Source organism: Superficieibacter electus, from assembly GCF_002915575.1.
GTDB lineage: Bacteria > Pseudomonadota > Gammaproteobacteria > Enterobacterales > Enterobacteriaceae > Superficieibacter > Superficieibacter electus.
This window is the reverse complement of record NZ_PQGD01000019.1, coordinates 96,396-114,482: the sequence shown is the minus strand read 5'-3', so window position 1 is coordinate 114,482 and position 18,087 is coordinate 96,396. Positions and strand designations below refer to the sequence as shown.

Here is an 18,087-nt window from a genome sequence, read left to right as displayed (position 1 = left end):
ATAGCCGCGAACGGTTGCCGGTGCAATCAGAAAAGGCTATACGATGCAGCACGTGTTGATGGCGATGTTGCAGGATCTGACGGTGTGCACTCTTGCGGGTGTGTTATCCGGATTGTTCCTGATGTATATCGCCCGCCGCCGTAAATAACGGCGGCCGTTAACCGGGCTGCCTGCCGCACCGGCAACGCGCCCGGAGCCGGTCAGGGGGCAACCCCTGACCATTTTCGCTGCCTGAAGGGCCGTTTTTTCCATGGCGCTCTGCCAGACACTTTGCCACGCATCAACTTACCCTGTAACAGGCCGGGAAAAGAGAAATCCGCTAAGCATTTGTTGCTCAAGCCAGACGGCGGAATGGGGGAGTAGAATAGCGTCACGTCAGTATTCATGCTGACCAGGCGCAACGTTGCGGGGGCTTTAACCCTGGCGGCGTGACTGCTGGAAAGAAAAAACCCTCGCACGTTGTTTTTAAGGCAACTGACGAGGGCAATTCTTATCTCCAGACAAGTTAAGAATAGCCGCGAACGGTTGCCGGTGCAATCAGAAAAGGCTATACGATGCAGCACGTGTTGATGGCGATGTTGCAGGATCTGACGGTGTGCACCCTTGCGGGTGTGTTATCCGGTCTTATCCTGCTGTATATCGCCCGCCGCCGTAAATACCGGGGGCGGTTAACCGGGCTGCCTGCCGCACCGGCAACGCGCCCGGAGCCGGTCAGGGGGCAACCCCTGACCATTTTCGCTATCATTATTGAATGACGAGTAGTTTATTACTGCTTCTTGTGATCAACAGAAGCGACTGTCTCTTTCACCCGCGCCATAAAATACGCGTCCACGTATTTACCGTTACGCAGGGCATAGTTCTTACCGGTTCCCTCAATCTCAAAACCAAATTTCTGGTATAGCGCTACGGCCACAGCGTTACTGGTAAATACCGTTAACTCGATTCGATCAATACGTAGCCAGTTATCGCAAAGACTAATCATTTCACGCATCAGGGCCGACCCCACTCCTCGTTTGCGGAAATCAGGCGCGGTGCTGATACCAATACTGGCGACGTGGCCGCGCCGCGCATTTTGTTCCACGCGCAGTGCCAGATGTCCCACAACCCGATCGTCAATGCAGGCCACCAGATGTCGGAGGCCGGGCTGGGGTTTCAGGCGATCCTGCCATAGCTCAACAGAAGGATGAGGAAGTTGTAGCAGATCAGGATACACCTCGGGATGCGCATTGATTTGACGTAATGCTTCTGCGTCGCGTGTTTCAATGTGGCGTATCACTATCTCGCTCATTCCTTTTATCCTCAGTGAGTTATAAGTCCCCTTTAACATCAATGACTTTCAGAGGCCTGTCAACCGCTAAAATTTTCAAAAAAGGGGTAGACAAGTGCGAATGATAATGATTATTATTGTCATGCATTCAGGGAGTCCTTCACGGAGAACCTGAAAGCACGACATTGCTCACATTGCTTCCAGTATTATCTTAGCCAGCCGCGTGCTGGCTTTTTTTTATCTTCAGAAGAGCATTTCCCGTTTCTGCAAAGCGTTAACTTCCCGCCCCCCATGTGGAGGCTGCCCCTGTTGCCGGCAATACGGCGCGACCTGCCGGATGGCGGCTGCACCTTATCCGGTTAACGGTTTAAAAGTCATTTTTTTCGGCGGGTTAAATTCAGCTCAGGCCCGAGCAAGCACCGCGCTGCCGTGCCACGTGATCAAGCGTCAGCTCAGGCGAGCCACCTGATATGCCAGCTTTGTCAGCGCCTCTGCCAGTGCGTGTGGTGTTGGCGAGGTATTTCCCGGCGAGAGGGTGGTCCTGCGCTCCACCAGAGCGACTGGCAGGATCTGCGAGACAGGATCGTCATGCTCCACGTGAATCAACGACATCAGGCGGGCCACGCTTGCCCGGCCCAGCACTTTGAAATCCTGCTTAATGGTGGTCAACGGTGGAATAAAACAGGCGCTGTCTTCGGTATCGTCATAACCAATCACCGACATCTCCTCTGGCACCCGCAGGCCCGCCTCAGAAAATGCCCGCAGCGCCCCCAGCGCCATTTGATCGTTGGCGACCAGAATAGCAGTGGACGGCGTCTTGCTCTGTAGCAGACGCAGGGTTTGCTCATACCCGGACAGCGAGCTCCAGTCACCGTGCAGGACCGCTGCGGCGCGGAGTTGATAATGCGCGAGCTGCTGCTGCCAGCCTTCAAAACGCAGACGAGCAGAAACCGACGCCAGCGGGCCGGTCAGTAACGCGATATCCCGGTGCCCCTGGCTGACCAGATGATCGACACCAAGACGTGCGCCTGCAAAAGGATCGAAAATAATATGAGGTGCCGGAAGCGTGGGGGAAACGTCGAGAAACAGCACCGGTACGCCACCACACGCAGCCTGTACCATCAGCGCATCCTCATCCTCCAGCGGAATATTCACGATAAGACCGTCAACGCGCTGAGAAAGCAGGCTATTTATGGCGGCTTTGCATGCCTCCAGCCCCGGCTTTTCAACCATCGAAATCACCACATTAAACTGCTGCTCTCCCGCTCTGGATTTGATCGCCGCAGCAATCTGCGAGGGCGCATGTAGAGAAAGATTAGTGATCGCCAGCCCGATAGTCTGGCTCTGCTTTCCGGCTAACTGCTGGGCCACCCGGTTGGGCACGTAATGCAGCGCCTGCATTGCTTGCTCAACCTTAAGCCGGGTTTTCTGAGAAACGTGGCTGGCCTGATTGATCACCCGTGAAACGGTCTGATAAGAGACACCGGCATAGTCGGCGACATCGTACAGCGTGACAGATTTGGGTTTCATGCCGGGCTTCCTTAAAGGTACATGACGGACCGGGCTATTTTACACATATTCCGTGGCTGCGCCGGATAATCAACGTGCCATCCCTCGCGAAAATGCATTAAGGTTAATGTTATTCGACGTCAAAAAAAGGATACAGCAATGACCCTGGATTGCGCATTTATCGGATTCGGTAAAAGCACCACCCGGTACCATCTTCCCTATGTGCTCAACCGCAAAGAAAGCTGGCATGTGGCGCATATTTTTCGCCGTCATGCAAAGCCGGAAGAGCAGCAGCCGCAGTATTCGCATATTCATTTCACCAGCGATCTGAATGAAATCCTGAACGATGAAAAGGTCAAACTGGTGATCGTCTGTACCCATGCTGACAGCCACTTCGACTATGCAAAACGCGCGCTGGAAGCCGGCAAAAATGTGCTGGTGGAAAAACCGTTTACGCCGACCATGGCCGAGGCAAAAACGCTGTTTGAACTGGCGAAAAGCAAGGGCCTGACGGTAACGCCGTATCAGAACCGTCGCTTTGACTCCTGCTTTCTGACCGCTAAAAAAGTGATTGAAAGCGGCAAACTTGGTGACATCGTTGAGTTTGAAAGCCATTTTGATTACTACCGCCCGGTGGCGGAAACCAAGCCCGGCCTGCCCCAGGACGGCATGTTTTATGGCCTGGGCGTACATACAATGGATCAGGTTATTTCCCTGTTTGGCCGTCCCGATCATGTCGCGTATGACATCCGCAGCCTGCGTAATAAAGAAAATCCGGACGATACCTTTGAAGCGCAGCTCTTTTATGGCGACCTGAAAGCGATTGTTAAAACCAGTCATCTGGTCAAAATCGACTACCCGAAATTTATCGTCCACGGTACTAAAGGCTCGTTTATTAAATACGGCATCGACCAGCAGGAAACCAGCCTGAAAGCAAACATTATGCCGGGTGATAAAGGCTTTGCCGCCGATCAAAGCGTAGGTCAACTGGAATACGTAAATGATGAAGGGGTAACTGTCCGTGAAGAGATCGTGCCAGAAACAGGAGACTATGGCCGGGTCTATGACGCGCTTTATGCCACCATCACCACTGGCGCGGCGAATTTCGTCAAAGAATCTGAGGTAATGACCAATCTGGAGATCCTCGAACGCGGATTCGAGCAGGCTTCACCGGCTACGATCACCCTCGCCTTATAACGTAAATCGACTCCTCAAAAGTTGTTCATATTTTTTGAACAGAGGAGTCAATTTTCACCCTCTATGATCCTGTCTGCTTTCGGTCCAGACTTACTCCATCGACAGCATACGGGAGTAAACACATGATCTATTTACGCAACGCTCACGATCGCGGACACGCTAATCACGGCTGGCTGGATTCCTGGCACACGTTCTCGTTTGCCAACTATTACGACGCTAATTTCATGGGCTTCTCAGCGCTGCGCGTCATTAACGATGACGTGATTGACGCCGGGCAGGGGTTCGGTACTCATCCGCATAAAGATATGGAAATCCTGACCTACGTACTGGAAGGCGTGGTGGAGCATCAGGACAGCATGGGCAATAAAGAGCAGGTGCCCGCCGGGGAATTCCAGATCATGAGCGCCGGTACCGGTGTACGGCACTCTGAGTACAACCCGAGTGACAGCGAACGTCTGCACCTGTATCAAATCTGGATCATGCCGGAAAAAAACGGCATCTCCCCGCGTTATGAGCAGCGCCGTTTTGACGCCGCGCAGGGTAAACAGCTGGTACTTTCGCCGAATGCCCGTGACGGGTCCCTGAAGGTGAATCAGGATATGGAACTGTACCGCTGGGCGCTGGCAAAAGATGAGCAGTCGATTCATCAGATTGCCGCCGACCGCCGCGTCTGGGTTCAGGTCGTGAAAGGTGAAGTGACTATCAACGGGACCAACGCCTCCACCGCCGATGGCCTGGCGATTTGGGACGAACAGGCCATCTCCGTACATGCCAACAGCAACAGTGAAATTCTGCTGTTTGATTTGCCGCCGGTATAAATAATTTGCTCAACCTTTCCTGATGGCAGGAAAGGTTGAGCGTCGTCCGTGGTAAACTGAGGAAATGTTTCCCTGTTTACTCTTTGCGGACGATGAAAAAGAAAAGACCCGTACTCCAGGATGTGGCCGATCGCGTCGGCGTGACCAAAATGACGGTCAGCCGGTTTTTACGTAACCCGGAGCAGGTCTCCGTGGCGCTGCGTGGCAAGATTGCCGCCGTCCTTGACGAACTGGGTTATATTCCCAACCGCGCCCCTGATATCCTTTCCAACGCCACCAGCCGTGCGGTGGGCGTCCTCCTGCCGTCATTGACCAACCAGGTGTTTGCCGAAGTATTGCGCGGTATCGAAAGCGTGACCGACGCGCATGGCTACCAGACCATGCTGGCACACTACGGTTATAAACCAGAGATGGAGCAGGAGCGGCTGGAGTCGATGCTCTCCTGGAACATTGACGGGCTAATCCTCACTGAGCGCACCCACACCCCCCGCACCCTGAAAATGATCGAAGTCGCCGGCATCCCGGTGGTAGAACTGATGGACAGCCAGTCACCGTGCCTGGATATCGCCGTCGGTTTTGACAACTTCGAGGCCGCCCGCCAGATGACCGCCGCGATCATCGACCGTGGTCATCGCCACGTCGCCTATCTGGGCGCACGTCTTGATGAACGTACTATTATCAAACAGAAGGGCTACGAGCAGGCGATGCTGAATGCCGGGCTGGTGCCTTACAGTGTGATGGTTGAGCAATCCTCCTCCTACTCGTCGGGCATTGAGCTGATGCGTCAGGCGCGCCGCGAATACCCGCAACTTGATGGCATCTTCTGTACCAATGATGACCTCGCGGTAGGGGCAGCGTTTGAGTGCCAGCGCCTGGGGATGAATATTCCACACGATATCGCGATTGCCGGTTTTCACGGCCACGATATCGGTCAGGTGATGGAGCCGAGGCTTGCCAGCGTGCTGACGCCGCGTGAGCGGATGGGACGCATCGGTGCCGAACGTCTGTTGGCGCGTATCCGTGGCGAGGCCGTAACGCCGAAAATGTTAGATTTAGGTTTCACATTGTCACCGGGTGGATCTATTTAGTCTGACAAATTTGACGTAGCTCACACTTATTCACTTCTGGGATCGATGGTTATTGCTTCTCTGATGGTCCGACAGGACAATGTTACCGATAACTGTTACCCGTAACAATTCATTGAATTGGCTAATCAGTCCTTGTGGGAGGGCGCTTTGAGCACAACTAATCATGATCACCACATCTACGTCCTGATGGGCGTCTCCGGCAGCGGTAAATCGGCAGTTGCCAGTGAAGTCGCACATCAGCTTCACGCGGCGTTTCTGGATGGTGATTTTCTTCACCCGCGTAGCAACATTAATAAAATGGCCTCCGGCGAACCGCTGAACGACGACGATCGCAGACCGTGGCTCCAGGCGTTGAACGACGCCGCTTTCGCCATGCAGCGGACTAACAAAGTGTCGCTGATCGTCTGCTCGGCGTTGAAAAAGCACTATCGCGACCAGTTACGCGAAGGCAATCCGAATCTCTCTTTCATCTACCTGAAGGGCGATTTTGCGGTGATTGAAAGCCGCCTGAAAGCGCGTAAAGGCCACTTCTTCAAAACGCAGATGTTGGTTACCCAGTTTGAAACCCTGCAGGAGCCAGGCGCGGACGAGCGCGATGTGCTGGTTGTGGATATCGATCAGCCGCTGGAAGGCGTGGTCGCCAGCACCATTGAGGTAATCAACAAAGGCAGTAATCAGTGAGTACATTAACGCTTGTGTTAACAGCAGTCGGCTCGGTATTGCTGCTGCTGTTTTTAGTGATGAAGGCGCGTATGCACGCCTTCGTCGCTTTGATGGTGGTTTCCATTGGTGCAGGGCTTTTTTCCGGTATGCCGCTCGACAAAATCGCGGCGACTATGGAAAAAGGGATGGGCGGTACGCTGGGATTCCTGGCAATTGTGGTCGCGCTCGGCGCGATGTTCGGTAAGATCCTGCATGAAACGGGCGCGGTCGATCAGATCGCCGTTAAAATGCTCAAATCGTTCGGCCACAGCCGGGCGCATTATGCGATTGGTCTGGCGGGACTGATTTGTGCGTTGCCGCTGTTTTTTGAAGTGGCGATAGTGCTGCTGATAAGCGTCGCCTTTTCCATGGCCCGCCATACCGGCACAAATCTGGTGAAACTGGTGATCCCGCTGTTCGCTGGCGTTGCCGCTGCGGCAGCCTTTCTGTTGCCGGGGCCTGCGCCGATGCTGCTGGCCTCGCAAATGCACGCTGATTTTGGCTGGATGATCCTCATCGGCCTGTGCGCGGCTATCCCTGGCATGATCATCGCCGGGCCGCTGTGGGGCAACTTTATCAGCCGTTATGTGGAACTGCATGTTCCGGCTGACATTACCGAGCCGCACCTGGGCGAAGGCAAAATGCCGTCCTTCGGCTTTAGCCTGTCGCTGATCCTGCTGCCGCTGGTGCTGGTGGGGTTAAAAACCATCGCTGCCCGTTTTGTGCCGCAGGGCTCTACGGCATATGAATGGTTTGAGTTTATTGGTCATCCGTTCACCGCGATCCTCGTGGCGTGCCTGGTCGCCATTTATGGTCTGGCAATCCGTCAGGGCATGGCGAAAGACCGGGTGATGGAAATTTGCGGTCACGCGCTGCAACCGGCGGGCATCATTCTGCTGGTGATCGGTGCCGGTGGCGTATTCAAACAGGTACTGGTGGATTCCGGCGTTGGCCCGGCGCTGGGTGAAGCGTTAACCGGTATGGGATTACCGATTGCCATTACCTGCTTCGTGCTGGCAGCAGCGGTGCGTATTATCCAGGGCTCGGCCACCGTCGCGTGCTTAACGGCCGTCGGCCTGGTGATGCCCGTCATCGAACAGCTCCACTACAGCGGCGCACAGATGGCCGCGTTGTCTATCTGCATCGCGGGCGGCTCGATTGTGGTCAGCCACGTCAATGACGCTGGTTTCTGGCTGTTCGGTAAATTTACCGGGGCCACCGAAGCACAAACGCTGAAGACCTGGACGATGATGGAAACCATCCTCGGGACCGTTGGGGCGATTGTCGGTGCGATTGCGTTTAGTGTGTTGAGTTAAGTAGCCTGCCCGGCGGCGTTTACGCGCGAGCCGGGCTAACACGTTTTACTTCGGCAGGGCACTTATTTCTTCATTAAATAAGGGGCCAGCGTCGAAGCAAATTCCTTAATATTCTTCGACTGCACCAGCAGTTTGCCCCTGCCGGAGAATTCATTCACCACGCCCTCGCCGGTTTTAAAGCCAAAAATACCGGAGGCCATCTTAATATTATACGAGAGCGTATTTTCCCACGCGACAACGTGGAGGTTATCCACCACCAGCGTATCGTTGCCGTCCAGTTCCAGCTCGACGATTTCACCAAAACCGTTCACCAGCAGCGTGCCTGTTCCGGCCGTTTCCATTACGAAAAGCCCACCAGTGCCGCCGAAAATGGCGCGGCCTGCGGACTGGCTTTTCATGCTGTAAGTCACGCTGCTGTCGCAGGCCAGAAAAGCGCCGTCGTTCAGTCGCCAGGTACTTTTCCCCACTTCCAGCGCTTTGATATTACCGATGCTGCCGGAAGAGATGGCCAGTAGCCCGTCATTGGCCGTACCGGTGGCGGTAGTAACAAAAAAACTTTCGCCGCTGACCACCGAGCGCGCAGCAGCTTTGATGATCCCGCCCAGCATGCCTGAGCCATTCTGGTTCATGTGGCCTTCAAGGTTCACCTTACCGTTATGAAAAACCATTGAACCGCGTTCAATACTGACCTGTTCGCCCATGCCGAGAGAAATTAATACCAGCGGGCAGGAGCCTTCGCTTGAGAGTTCATACTTCATAAGTCACTCCGTTAGTGAATAAGTGCATTCCATTACTGAAGAGATGCGCCTGATACATTGCCGTTGAGGATATTACCGGAACAAATCATATCGTTTCACTCGCCTGTATGAATTATTTTTAGCCGATAAGTCCGGTAGTAGACAGCGACATGAATTTATGCATTTTACAGAACGATCGCGACCTGGCCTTAAGGGGAATTTAGCCAGCGTAGCGCTTTCAGGGTATCGGCAAAATAGATGACTAAATCCTGTAGATGCCTGGACACTTTACCCGCTACCAGCATGACGTCATTGCCATCATTCTCTACACTCAGCATGATACTTTTCCGTCGGCATATCAGGAGTCATGATGATTATTGCCCAGCTTTCCGATATACATGCGTCGCCGAATAATGCCAATCTGGCACGGCTTGAACATGCTCTGGCATGGCTGGAAACGGTGGGGCCGGATGTGCTGATCGTTACCGGCGATCTGACAGATGAAGACTGGCATAAGGGCTACGCAACGCTCGCCGGCCAGTTCAACCGTCTGGCGTATCCCGTGTTGATTCTTCCCGGTAACGCAGATGATCGCGAGGCAATGAATCAGATATGGAAGGGAATGTGGGTCAGCAATGCCCCGGATAGCGCGTTAAATCTCGTTATGGATACCGGCGCACTGCGTTTAATCGGTGTGGATACCACGGTCCCGCACAACGGCGCAGGACGTATTCAGCACCAACTTGACTGGCTGGAGAATACGCTGACCACTGGCGGTGCGACTGACTCAATAATCTTTATGCATCATCATATTTTTGCGAGCGGCATTCCCACGATGGATGAAATTATGTGTGATGGTAGCGAAGCGCTGGCCGATATGCTCCTCCGCCTGCCGCATAAACCGTTGGCTATCGCAACCGGACACGTCCACCGGCCAATGGCAAGCCGCTTTGCGGGTATCCCCGTTTATATCTGCGGCTCAGTGTGCCCAGCTAACCCATTATGGTTTGGCGGCGATAAGGTGCCGCCGGTCAACGATCCCGTTATGCTGATGATCCACCGATATCATCATGGTGTGCTGGTCAGCCATACGGTTGCCGTTTGATTTACGATTCCGCGGGCGTACCCTGATGAAACATCATCTGCCAGCATCCCTTTGCCGACAACACCCAGCACGATGAACGAAGCGCGGCGCGGGTGCCGTCAGGCAAAATGGTGCGGTAAATCAGCGTGGCGCTGTCGTCGCCCGTTATAAGAAGGCGAAAATCTGACGCGATCGGCCCCGGCGCATGAGGTTCCTGGCTAAGCGCGTTGATGGTCTCCTCGCGGTTAACCAGAACGCCGGACCGGGTGATTTCGCTAAAATCCGGATGCAGGAGTGCCTCAAGCCAGTTGCGGTCATGGCGCTGCTGCTGATGGAGGCTGCATTCCAGGTGCGTCAATAACGCCAGCAAATCAGCGCAATCCGTTTCCTTGCCCAGGGGCGCAGAATGGTGAATAACCTCCACTTCTGAATCCAGCCGAATTTCCGGGTAGTGCTCTCGCATCCCTTCCAGCAATACGGCATCAGGCCATTCGTCGGATTTGCCGAGATATTCCGCCACTGATGAAAGCGGCATACGTGCGACGCCGGTAACCCGGACGTTGACGATATCCTGCGGATCGTCGGCGTTGATATAGCACAGCGGACCCGGTGAAATCGTACGCTCACGCCAGCGTATCGTATGACGCTTATGGCCGGCGCGGACCTCCGGCAGCAGGCGTGGCACTATCGACAGCGTTTGCATCTTAGCCTTTCATCCACATCCGGATGCCGTCGAGGAACATCTGGGTAGCGAGCATTACCAGGATTAGCCCCATCAGCCGCTCCAGCGCGTTAACCCCTTTCTCGCCCAGCAAACGCAGGAACAGCGAGGATTGCAGCAGGATCACAAACGTGCCGCCCCAGGCCAGCAGCAGCGCGATCACCAGGTGACCCATCTGATTAGGATACTGATGCGACAGTAGCATCAGCGTCGCCAGCAGCGTCGGCCCGGCCACCAGCGGGATCGCCAGCGGCACGATAAACGGCTCTTCGCCCGCAGGTAATCCAGTACTGTTGCCCGAGGCGCTGGGAAAAATCATTTTGATGGCGATCAGGAACAGAATAATGCCGCCGGAGATAGAGACCGTCTCGGCGCGCAGGCTGAGGAAGGCGAGAATTTTTTCGCCCGCGAACAGAAAAATCAGCATCAGTAGCAGGGCGATAAACAGCTCGCGGATCATAATCGCCCGCCGACGTTTTGGTTCCGTGTGCTTCAGCACCGACATAAAAATCGGTAAATTTCCCAGTGGGTCCATAATCAGGATCAACAAAACGGCGGCTGAAATGATGTCATTCATTAACTAATTTCCCTGATAATCAGTGTGTATTTATTTTTCGTTTTCACAACGATGGTGAGCATGATAAGTCGCTCTTCTGATGGTATGACCATCATTGATTAATTTCACTTGCGACTTTGCCTGCTTTTTGTATGGTGAAGGGTATAACACACCAGGTGACTGGCTTGCACAACAGCACACATCTTCGCAGGAAAAACGCTATGAAAAATGTTGGTTTTATTGGTTGGCGCGGAATGGTCGGCTCTGTCCTCATGCAACGCATGGTTGAAGAGCGCGATTTCGACGCCATTCGTCCCGTCTTCTTCTCTACTTCCCAATTGGGCCAGGCCGCGCCGACGTTCGGCGGCAGCCAGGGCGGTACGCTTCAGGATGCCTTTGATCTTGAGGCGCTGAAGGCGCTCGACATTATCGTCACCTGCCAGGGCGGCGATTATACCAATGAAATCTATCCAAAGCTTCGTGAAAGCGGCTGGCAGGGCTACTGGATCGACGCGGCGTCTTCACTGCGTATGAAAGATGAGGCGATCATTATCCTCGATCCGGTCAACCAGGACGTGATCACCCACGGTCTGAATAACGGCGTGAAAACTTTTGTCGGGGGTAACTGTACCGTCAGCCTGATGCTGATGTCGCTTGGCGGTCTGTTTGCTAACGATCTGGTGGACTGGGTCTCTGTTGCCACCTATCAGGCGGCTTCTGGCGGCGGCGCGCGTCACATGCGCGAACTGCTGGCGCAGATGGGGCAGCTTTATCATCACGTGGCCGATGAGCTGGCGAACCCGGCATCTGCGATCCTGGATATCGAACGTAAAGTCACCACCCTGACCCGCAGCGGCGATCTGCCGATGGACAACTTCGGCGTGCCGCTGGCGGGCAGCCTGATCCCGTGGATCGACAAACAGCTTGATAACGGCCAGAGCCGTGAAGAGTGGAAAGGGCAGGCGGAAACCAACAAAATCCTCGGCACCACCACAACCATTCCGGTTGATGGTCTGTGCGTGCGCGTAGGGGCGCTACGCTGCCACAGCCAGGCTTTCACCATCAAGCTGAAAAAAGATGTTTCTGTGCCGACTATCGAGGAATTACTGGCGGCGCATAATCCGTGGGCTAAAGTCATTCCTAACGATCGCGAGCTTTCCATGCGTGAGCTGACCCCGGCTGCCGTCACCGGTACGCTGACCACACCGGTGGGCCGCCTGCGTAAACTGAATATGGGGCCAGAATATTTGTCGGCATTTACCGTTGGCGACCAGCTTCTGTGGGGCGCAGCGGAGCCGCTACGGCGGATTCTACGCCAACTGGCCTAATGACGTAGCATAAACAACGGGGTGTAATAACACCCCTTTTTTTGCGCTAAACAAGGAGTAACGCAATGTTTCATTTTTTTTCGGGAGAGCAATAAGGCGTTGGCTATGCTTAAGCAAGGTGCTTATACACTTTGGCTGAAGGTCGAACGGCGGAGATGGACGCAATTATGCAGCCCCGTTCAGGTCAAAAAAAGTCGCAACCAGGTGTACGTATACCCTGAATAATTCGTTAAGACGGGTATATACCGCAGGAATGAAGCGACACAAATAAAACAGGATGAGATCCATGTCGAATCATGTAGACAGAGACGTGATTAACGCGCTAATTGCCGGGCACTTTGCGGACCCTTTTTCCGTACTGGGCATGCATCGAACTGATGCCGGGCTGGAAGTCCGGGCCTTGCTACCCGACGCCACTGAGGTGTGGGTCATTGAGCCGAAAACGGGCCGCAAGGTGGGTAAACTCGAATGCCTGGATTCCCGGGGCTTCTTCAGCGGTATTCTACCGCGCCGTAAAAATGCATTTCGCTATCAGCTTGCCGTGATCTGGCACGGTCAGCAGAATCTGATTGACGATCCTTACCGTTTTGGCCCTCTGCTTCAGGAGCTGGATGCCTGGCTGCTGTCGGAAGGTACGCACCTGCGTCCATACGAAACGCTCGGCGCGCATGGCGACACGATGGACGGCGTGACCGGCACGCGTTTTGCCGTCTGGGCACCGAATGCCCAGCGCGTCTCTGTGGTCGGCCAGTTTAATTTCTGGGACGGTCGCCGCCATCCGATGCGCCTGCGTAAAGAGAGCGGCGTCTGGGAACTCTTTGTTCCCGGTGCGCACAACGGCCAGCTCTACAAATACGAAATTATCGACGCCCATGGTCAATTGCGCATTAAAGCCGACCCTTATGCTTTTGAAGCCCAGATGCGCCCGGAAACCGCCTCGCTGATTTGCGGCCTGCCGGAAAAAGTGGTGCAGAGCGACGAGCGCAAAAAAGCCAATCAGTTTGACGCGCCTGTCTCCATCTATGAAGTGCACCTCGGCTCCTGGCGTCGCCATACTGATGACAACTTCTGGCTGAGCTACCGCGAACTGGCGGATCAACTGGTTCCCTACGCCAAATGGATGGGGTTCACCCATCTCGAATTGCTGCCGGTCAATGAACACCCGTTTGATGGCAGCTGGGGCTATCAGCCTACCGGTCTGTATGCGCCAACGCGTCGTTTTGGAACCCGTGACGATTTCCGCTATTTCGTTGATGCCGCCCATGCGGCGGGTCTTAACGTGATCCTCGACTGGGTGCCCGGACACTTCCCGGCAGATGATTTTGGTCTGGCCGAGTTTGACGGCACCGACCTCTATGAGCACAGTGACCCGCGCGAAGGTTATCACCAGGACTGGAACACACTGATCTACAACTATGGACGCCGTGAAGTCCGCAATTATCTGGTGGGCAATGCCCTGTACTGGATCGAGCGTTTCGGCATCGATGCCCTGCGCGTGGATGCGGTGGCGTCGATGATTTATCGCGACTACAGCCGCAAGCAAGGGGAATGGATACCCAATGAATTCGGTGGTCGCGAAAATCTGGAAGCTATCGAATTTTTACGTACCACGAACCGCATTTTAGGCGAGCAGGTACCCGGTGCCGTGAGCATGGCGGAGGAATCAACCGATTTTGCGGGCGTATCGCGTCCGGCAGATACTGGCGGTCTTGGCTTCTGGTACAAATGGAACCTCGGCTGGATGCACGACACTCTGGATTACATGAAGCTTGACCCGGTTTATCGTCAGCATCATCACGATAAGCTGACCTTCGGCATGCTATACAACTACACCGAAAACTTTGTGCTGCCGTTGTCGCACGACGAAGTGGTGCACGGCAAAAAATCGATTCTCGACCGCATGCCAGGCGATGCGTGGCAGAAATTTGCCAGCCTGCGTGCCTACTATGGTTGGATGTGGGCCTTCCCCGGTAAAAAGCTGCTGTTTATGGGTAATGAATTTGCCCAGGGACGCGAGTGGAATCACGATGTCAGCCTCGACTGGCATTTGTTGGAAGGCGCAGACAACTGGCACCACGGCGTTCAGCGGCTGGTCCGCGATCTCAACCTGACCTATCGCCATCATAAGGCTTTGCACGAGCTGGACTTTGATCCGTATGGCTTTGAATGGCTGGTGGTGGACGACAAAGAACGTTCGGTGCTGATTTTTGTTCGTCGCGACCAGCAAGGCAATGAAATCATCGTCGCCAGTAACTTTACCCCGGTTCCGCGCCACGATTACCGCTTTGGCGTTAATCAGGCGGGCCAGTGGCGTGAGGTGCTCAATACCGACTCTATGCACTATCACGGTAGCAATGAGGGTAACGGCGGCGCAGTACAAAGTGACGATATCGAAAGTCACGGGCGTCCACATTCACTGAGCCTGACATTGCCGCCGCTTGCCACCATCTGGCTGGTGCGGGAGGCGGAATGATTGCACTGACAACGGGACAACCGGCCCCGCTCGGCGCACGTTTTGACGGCAAAGGCGTGAACTTTACCCTGTTCTCGGCGCATGCCGAACGGGTTGAGCTCTGTGTATTCGACGAGGCGGGTTTTGAGCAGCGTTTCGATTTACCCGCTCGCAGCGGGGATATCTGGCACGGCTATCTTCCGCAGGCCAAACCTGGCTTGCGCTACGGTTACCGCGTCCACGGGCCGTGGGAGCCTGCGCAGGGACATCGCTTCAACCCGGCGAAACTGCTGCTCGACCCTTGCGCGCTTTTGGTCGACGGTCATCCGAAGGACGATCCGCTGTTTCATGGGGGTCATAACGAACCCGATCACCATGACAGCGCGCCGGTTGCACCGCGCAGCGTCGTGGTGGATTTGCGTTATGAGTGGGACGACGACGCCCGACCACACACGCCGTGGGGCAATACGGTAATTTACGAAGCGCACGTTAAGGGGCTGACGTATTTACACCCGGAGATCCCGGAGGAGATCCGCGGTACGTATAAGGCGCTGGCGCACCCGGTGATGCTCCATTATTTCAAAACGCTGGGTATTACTGCGCTGGAGCTGCTTCCGGTGGCGCATTTTAGCAGCGAGCCGCGCCTGCAACGTATGGGCCTGACCAATTACTGGGGCTATAACCCACTGGCGATGTTTGCCGTTGATCCGCGCTATGCCAGTGAGCCGGCAAAAGCGCTCACTGAATTTCGCGATACAGTCAAAGCGCTGCATAAAGCGGGTATCGAAGTGATCCTCGACATCGTGCTGAATCACAGCGCGGAGATCGACCTCGACGGACCGACCTTCTCCCTGCGCGGAATCGACAACCGTAGCTATTATTGGATCAGAGAGGATGGTGACTACGAAAACTGGACCGGCTGTGGCAATACGCTCAATTTGAGCTTGCCGGGCACCGTTGAGTACGCCCACCAGTGCCTGCGATTCTGGGCTGACGAATGCCATATTGACGGTTTTCGCTTCGACCTGGCCTCGGTCATGGGACGTACACCTGAGTTTCGTCAGGATGCGCCGCTCTTTGAAATGATGAAAAACGATCCGCAATTAGCCTCGTTAAAGCTGATTGCAGAGCCGTGGGACATTGGTCATGGAGGATATCAGGTCGGGAATTTTCCGCCGCTGTTTGCGGAATGGAACGACCATTTCCGCGATGCTATCCGCCGTTTCTGGTTACAGCAGGATCTGACGACGGGTGATTTTGCCTGCCGTTTTGCCGCGTCGAGCGATGTCTTCCGCAACAATGGTCGCCTGCCGTCAGCGACCATTAATCTGGTGACCGCGCACGATGGATTTACCCTGCGTGACTGTGTTTGCTTCAATGAGAAGCATAACGAAGCTAACGGTGAAGAAAATCGCGATGGCACTAACAAAAATTACAGCAATAATCATGGTATAGAAGGACTTGACGGCATTCTTGATGTGATTGAGCGTCGACGGGCCAGCGTCCATGCTCTGATAACCTCGTTACTGCTTGCTCAGGGCACGCCAATGCTGCTCGCCGGCGATGAACATGGCCATAGTCAGCATGGTAATAATAATGCGTATTGTCAGGACAGCGCCCTGACCTGGCTTGACTGGAATCAGGCGAATAAAGGATTGATGACATTTACTGCGGCGTTAATCCATCTGCGCCAGCGCATCCCCGCATTGACCCGCGATAGCTGGTGGCAGGAAGGAGACGGCAACGTGTATTGGCTTAATGCACAGGCGCAGCCGCTAAGCGCCAGTGAATGGCAGGGCGGGACCCGGCAGATGCAAATTCTGCTTTCCGACCGCTGGCTCATTACGCTCAATGCCACGCAGAACGTTGTAGATATGGTTTTACCTGATGGGGAATGGCACGCCATTCCTCCGTTTGCCGGAAAGGATAATCCGGTTGTCATGGCTATCTGGCACGGGCCCGCACATGGAGTGTGCGTATTTGAAAGGTCATAAAAAAGGAGTTCGACATGGTTAGGCTTGAAAACGATGATTTGCTGATGCTGTCGCGCCAGTTGCCAATGAAGTCTGTTGCCCTGATCCTGGCAGGAGGACGCGGAACCCGCTTAAAAGATTTAACGGTGACGCGGGCAAAACCCGCCGTCCACTTCGGCGGAAAATTCCGTATTATTGATTTTGCTTTATCTAACTGTATTAACTCCGGTATTCGCCGGATTGGCGTGATTACGCAGTACCAGTCGCATACTCTGGTACAGCATATTCAGCGCGGCTGGTCATTCTTCAGCGAAGAAATGAACGAATTCGTCGATTTGTTACCTGCTCAGCAACGTGTGCACGGTGAAAACTGGTATCGCGGTACTGCTGATGCAGTCACGCAGAACCTCGACGTTATTCGCCGCTACAAAGCGGAGTACGTGGTTATTCTGGCAGGCGATCATATCTACAAGCAGGACTACTCGCGGATGCTGATCGACCACGTCAAAAAAGGGGCGCGCTGCACTGTGGCCTGCCTGCCGGTACCCAAGGAAGAAGCCACAGCGTTCGGGGTGATGCACGTTGACGAAGACGACAAAATCATCGATTTCGTCGAGAAGCCAGCTAATCCGCCGACCATGCCTGGTGACGACACCAAATCGCTTGCCAGCATGGGGATCTATATTTTCAAAGCTGACTACCTGTATGAACTGCTGGAGCAGGACGATCTTAACGAAAATTCAAGCCACGATTTCGGTAAAGACATTATTCCGCAGATTACCAAAGCAGGCCTGGCCTACGCGCATCCTTTCCCGCTGTCCTGCGTGCAATCAGACCCGGAAGCTGAACCGTACTGGCGTGATGTCGGTACTATTGAAGCCTACTGGAAAGCTAACCTCGATCTGGCCTCTGTCACGCCAGAGCTGGATATGTACGATCAGAACTGGCCGATCCGCACGCATATGGAATCGCTACCGCCAGCAAAGTTTGTTCAGGATCGTTCCGGTAGCCATGGCATGACGCTGAACTCACTGGTTTCCGGTGGCTGTATCATCTCCGGCTCGGTGGTTGTGCAGTCCGTGCTATTCCCGCGCGTTCGCGTTAATTCCTTCTGCAATATTGATTCATCCGTGCTATTACCGGATGTGTGGGTAGGGCGTTCATGCCGCTTGCGTCGATGTGTTATCGATCGCGCCTGCGTGATCCCGGAAGGGCTGGTGATCGGCGAAAATGCTGAAGAAGATGCACGTCGTTTCTACCGTTCAGAAGAAGGCATTGTGCTGGTTACAAGAGACATGCTGAATAAACTGAAAAGTCAGAAAGACGAATAATAACCTTG

17 protein-coding genes are annotated in these 18,087 nt (G+C 54.4%); 11 read left to right on the top strand and 6 right to left on the bottom strand.

All coding sequences use genetic code 11. From position 1 onward, the window contains the following. The first annotated feature begins 554 nt into the window (after positions 1–554). Positions 555–755: a hypothetical protein gene (locus CHU32_RS21055; protein ID WP_103750925.1), complete on the top strand. Its 201-nt coding sequence runs from the start codon at positions 555–557 to the stop codon at positions 753–755. A gap of 11 nt (positions 756–766) precedes the next feature. On the opposite strand, the gene yhhY is transcribed toward CHU32_RS21055, so the two are convergent. Then, positions 767–1,288: an N-acetyltransferase gene (yhhY, locus tag CHU32_RS21050; protein WP_103677284.1), complete on the bottom strand. Its 522-nt coding sequence runs from the start codon at positions 1,286–1,288 to the stop codon at positions 767–769. Positions 1,289–1,714: 426 nt separating this feature from the next. Then, the gene (locus CHU32_RS21040) at positions 1,715–2,797 is read right to left on the bottom strand and encodes a LacI family DNA-binding transcriptional regulator (RefSeq protein ID WP_103677282.1); all 1,083 of its coding nucleotides are present in this window, start codon (positions 2,795–2,797) and stop codon (positions 1,715–1,717) included. 138 nt (positions 2,798–2,935) lie between these two features. On the opposite strand from CHU32_RS21040, the gene CHU32_RS21035 reads away from it, so the two are divergent. From CHU32_RS21035 to gntU, 5 genes are all read left to right on the top strand, one after another. After that, positions 2,936–3,973, top strand: coding sequence for an oxidoreductase (locus CHU32_RS21035; RefSeq protein WP_103677281.1), 1,038 nt, complete (start codon positions 2,936–2,938; stop codon positions 3,971–3,973). A gap of 122 nt (positions 3,974–4,095) precedes the next feature. After that, positions 4,096–4,791 carry a pirin family protein gene (locus CHU32_RS21030; RefSeq protein ID WP_103677280.1) on the top strand — a complete coding sequence of 232 codons (696 nt, stop codon included), beginning with the start codon at positions 4,096–4,098 and terminating at the stop codon, positions 4,789–4,791. A gap of 92 nt (positions 4,792–4,883) precedes the next feature. Further along, positions 4,884–5,879, top strand: a complete 996-nt coding sequence (gene gntR / locus CHU32_RS21025) for a gluconate operon transcriptional repressor GntR (RefSeq protein WP_103677279.1) — start codon at positions 4,884–4,886, stop codon at positions 5,877–5,879. Positions 5,880–6,026: 147 nt separating this feature from the next. Continuing rightward, positions 6,027–6,560: a gluconokinase gene (gntK, locus tag CHU32_RS21020; RefSeq protein ID WP_103677278.1), complete on the top strand. Its 534-nt coding sequence runs from the start codon at positions 6,027–6,029 to the stop codon at positions 6,558–6,560. Beyond that, entirely contained in the window at positions 6,557–7,897 is a 1,341-nt protein-coding gene (gene gntU, locus CHU32_RS21015; protein WP_103677277.1) for a gluconate transporter, read from the top strand. The genes gntK and gntU overlap by 4 nt, the downstream gene beginning before the upstream one ends. Before the next feature lie 62 nt (positions 7,898–7,959). Here the strand turns inward: gntU and CHU32_RS21010 are convergent, their stop codons facing one another. Then, positions 7,960–8,655, bottom strand: coding sequence for a TIGR00266 family protein (locus CHU32_RS21010; RefSeq protein ID WP_103677276.1), 696 nt, complete (start codon positions 8,653–8,655; stop codon positions 7,960–7,962). A gap of 188 nt (positions 8,656–8,843) precedes the next feature. After that, positions 8,844–8,972: a hypothetical protein gene (locus CHU32_RS28805; protein ID WP_256098365.1), complete on the bottom strand. Its 129-nt coding sequence runs from the start codon at positions 8,970–8,972 to the stop codon at positions 8,844–8,846. Positions 8,973–9,001: 29 nt separating this feature from the next. Here CHU32_RS28805 and CHU32_RS21005 point away from each other — a divergent pair, with 29 nt between their 5' ends. Next, positions 9,002–9,739 (top strand): metallophosphoesterase, encoded by a 738-nt coding sequence (locus CHU32_RS21005; RefSeq protein ID WP_342749269.1) that lies wholly within the window; start codon positions 9,002–9,004, stop codon positions 9,737–9,739. Position 9,740: 1 nt separating this feature from the next. On the opposite strand, the gene CHU32_RS21000 is transcribed toward CHU32_RS21005, so the two are convergent. Together CHU32_RS21000 and yhgN are read right to left on the bottom strand one after the other, a co-directional pair. Continuing rightward, positions 9,741–10,421: a DUF4440 domain-containing protein gene (locus CHU32_RS21000; protein ID WP_103677274.1), complete on the bottom strand. Its 681-nt coding sequence runs from the start codon at positions 10,419–10,421 to the stop codon at positions 9,741–9,743. A 1-nt stretch (position 10,422) separates the two neighbouring features. Beyond that, complete coding sequence (gene yhgN / locus CHU32_RS20995; protein WP_103677273.1) at positions 10,423–11,016, bottom strand: NAAT family transporter YhgN; 594 nt, start codon at positions 11,014–11,016, stop codon at positions 10,423–10,425. Between the two features lie 200 nt (positions 11,017–11,216). Here yhgN and asd point away from each other — a divergent pair, with 200 nt between their 5' ends. From asd to glgC, 4 genes are all read left to right on the top strand, one after another. Next, entirely contained in the window at positions 11,217–12,323 is a 1,107-nt protein-coding gene (asd, locus tag CHU32_RS20990; protein ID WP_103677272.1) for an aspartate-semialdehyde dehydrogenase, read from the top strand. Between the two features lie 286 nt (positions 12,324–12,609). Continuing rightward, positions 12,610–14,796, top strand: coding sequence for a 1,4-alpha-glucan branching enzyme (gene glgB / locus CHU32_RS20985; protein WP_103677271.1), 2,187 nt, complete (start codon positions 12,610–12,612; stop codon positions 14,794–14,796). Then, a complete protein-coding gene (gene glgX, locus CHU32_RS20980; protein ID WP_103677270.1) occupies positions 14,793–16,769 on the top strand; it encodes a glycogen debranching protein GlgX in 1,977 nt (658 codons plus the stop codon). The genes glgB and glgX overlap by 4 nt, the downstream gene beginning before the upstream one ends. A 14-nt stretch (positions 16,770–16,783) precedes the next feature. Then, the gene (gene glgC / locus CHU32_RS20975; protein ID WP_103677269.1) at positions 16,784–18,079 is read left to right on the top strand and encodes a glucose-1-phosphate adenylyltransferase; all 1,296 of its coding nucleotides are present in this window, start codon (positions 16,784–16,786) and stop codon (positions 18,077–18,079) included. Positions 18,080–18,087: the final 8 nt, after the last annotated feature.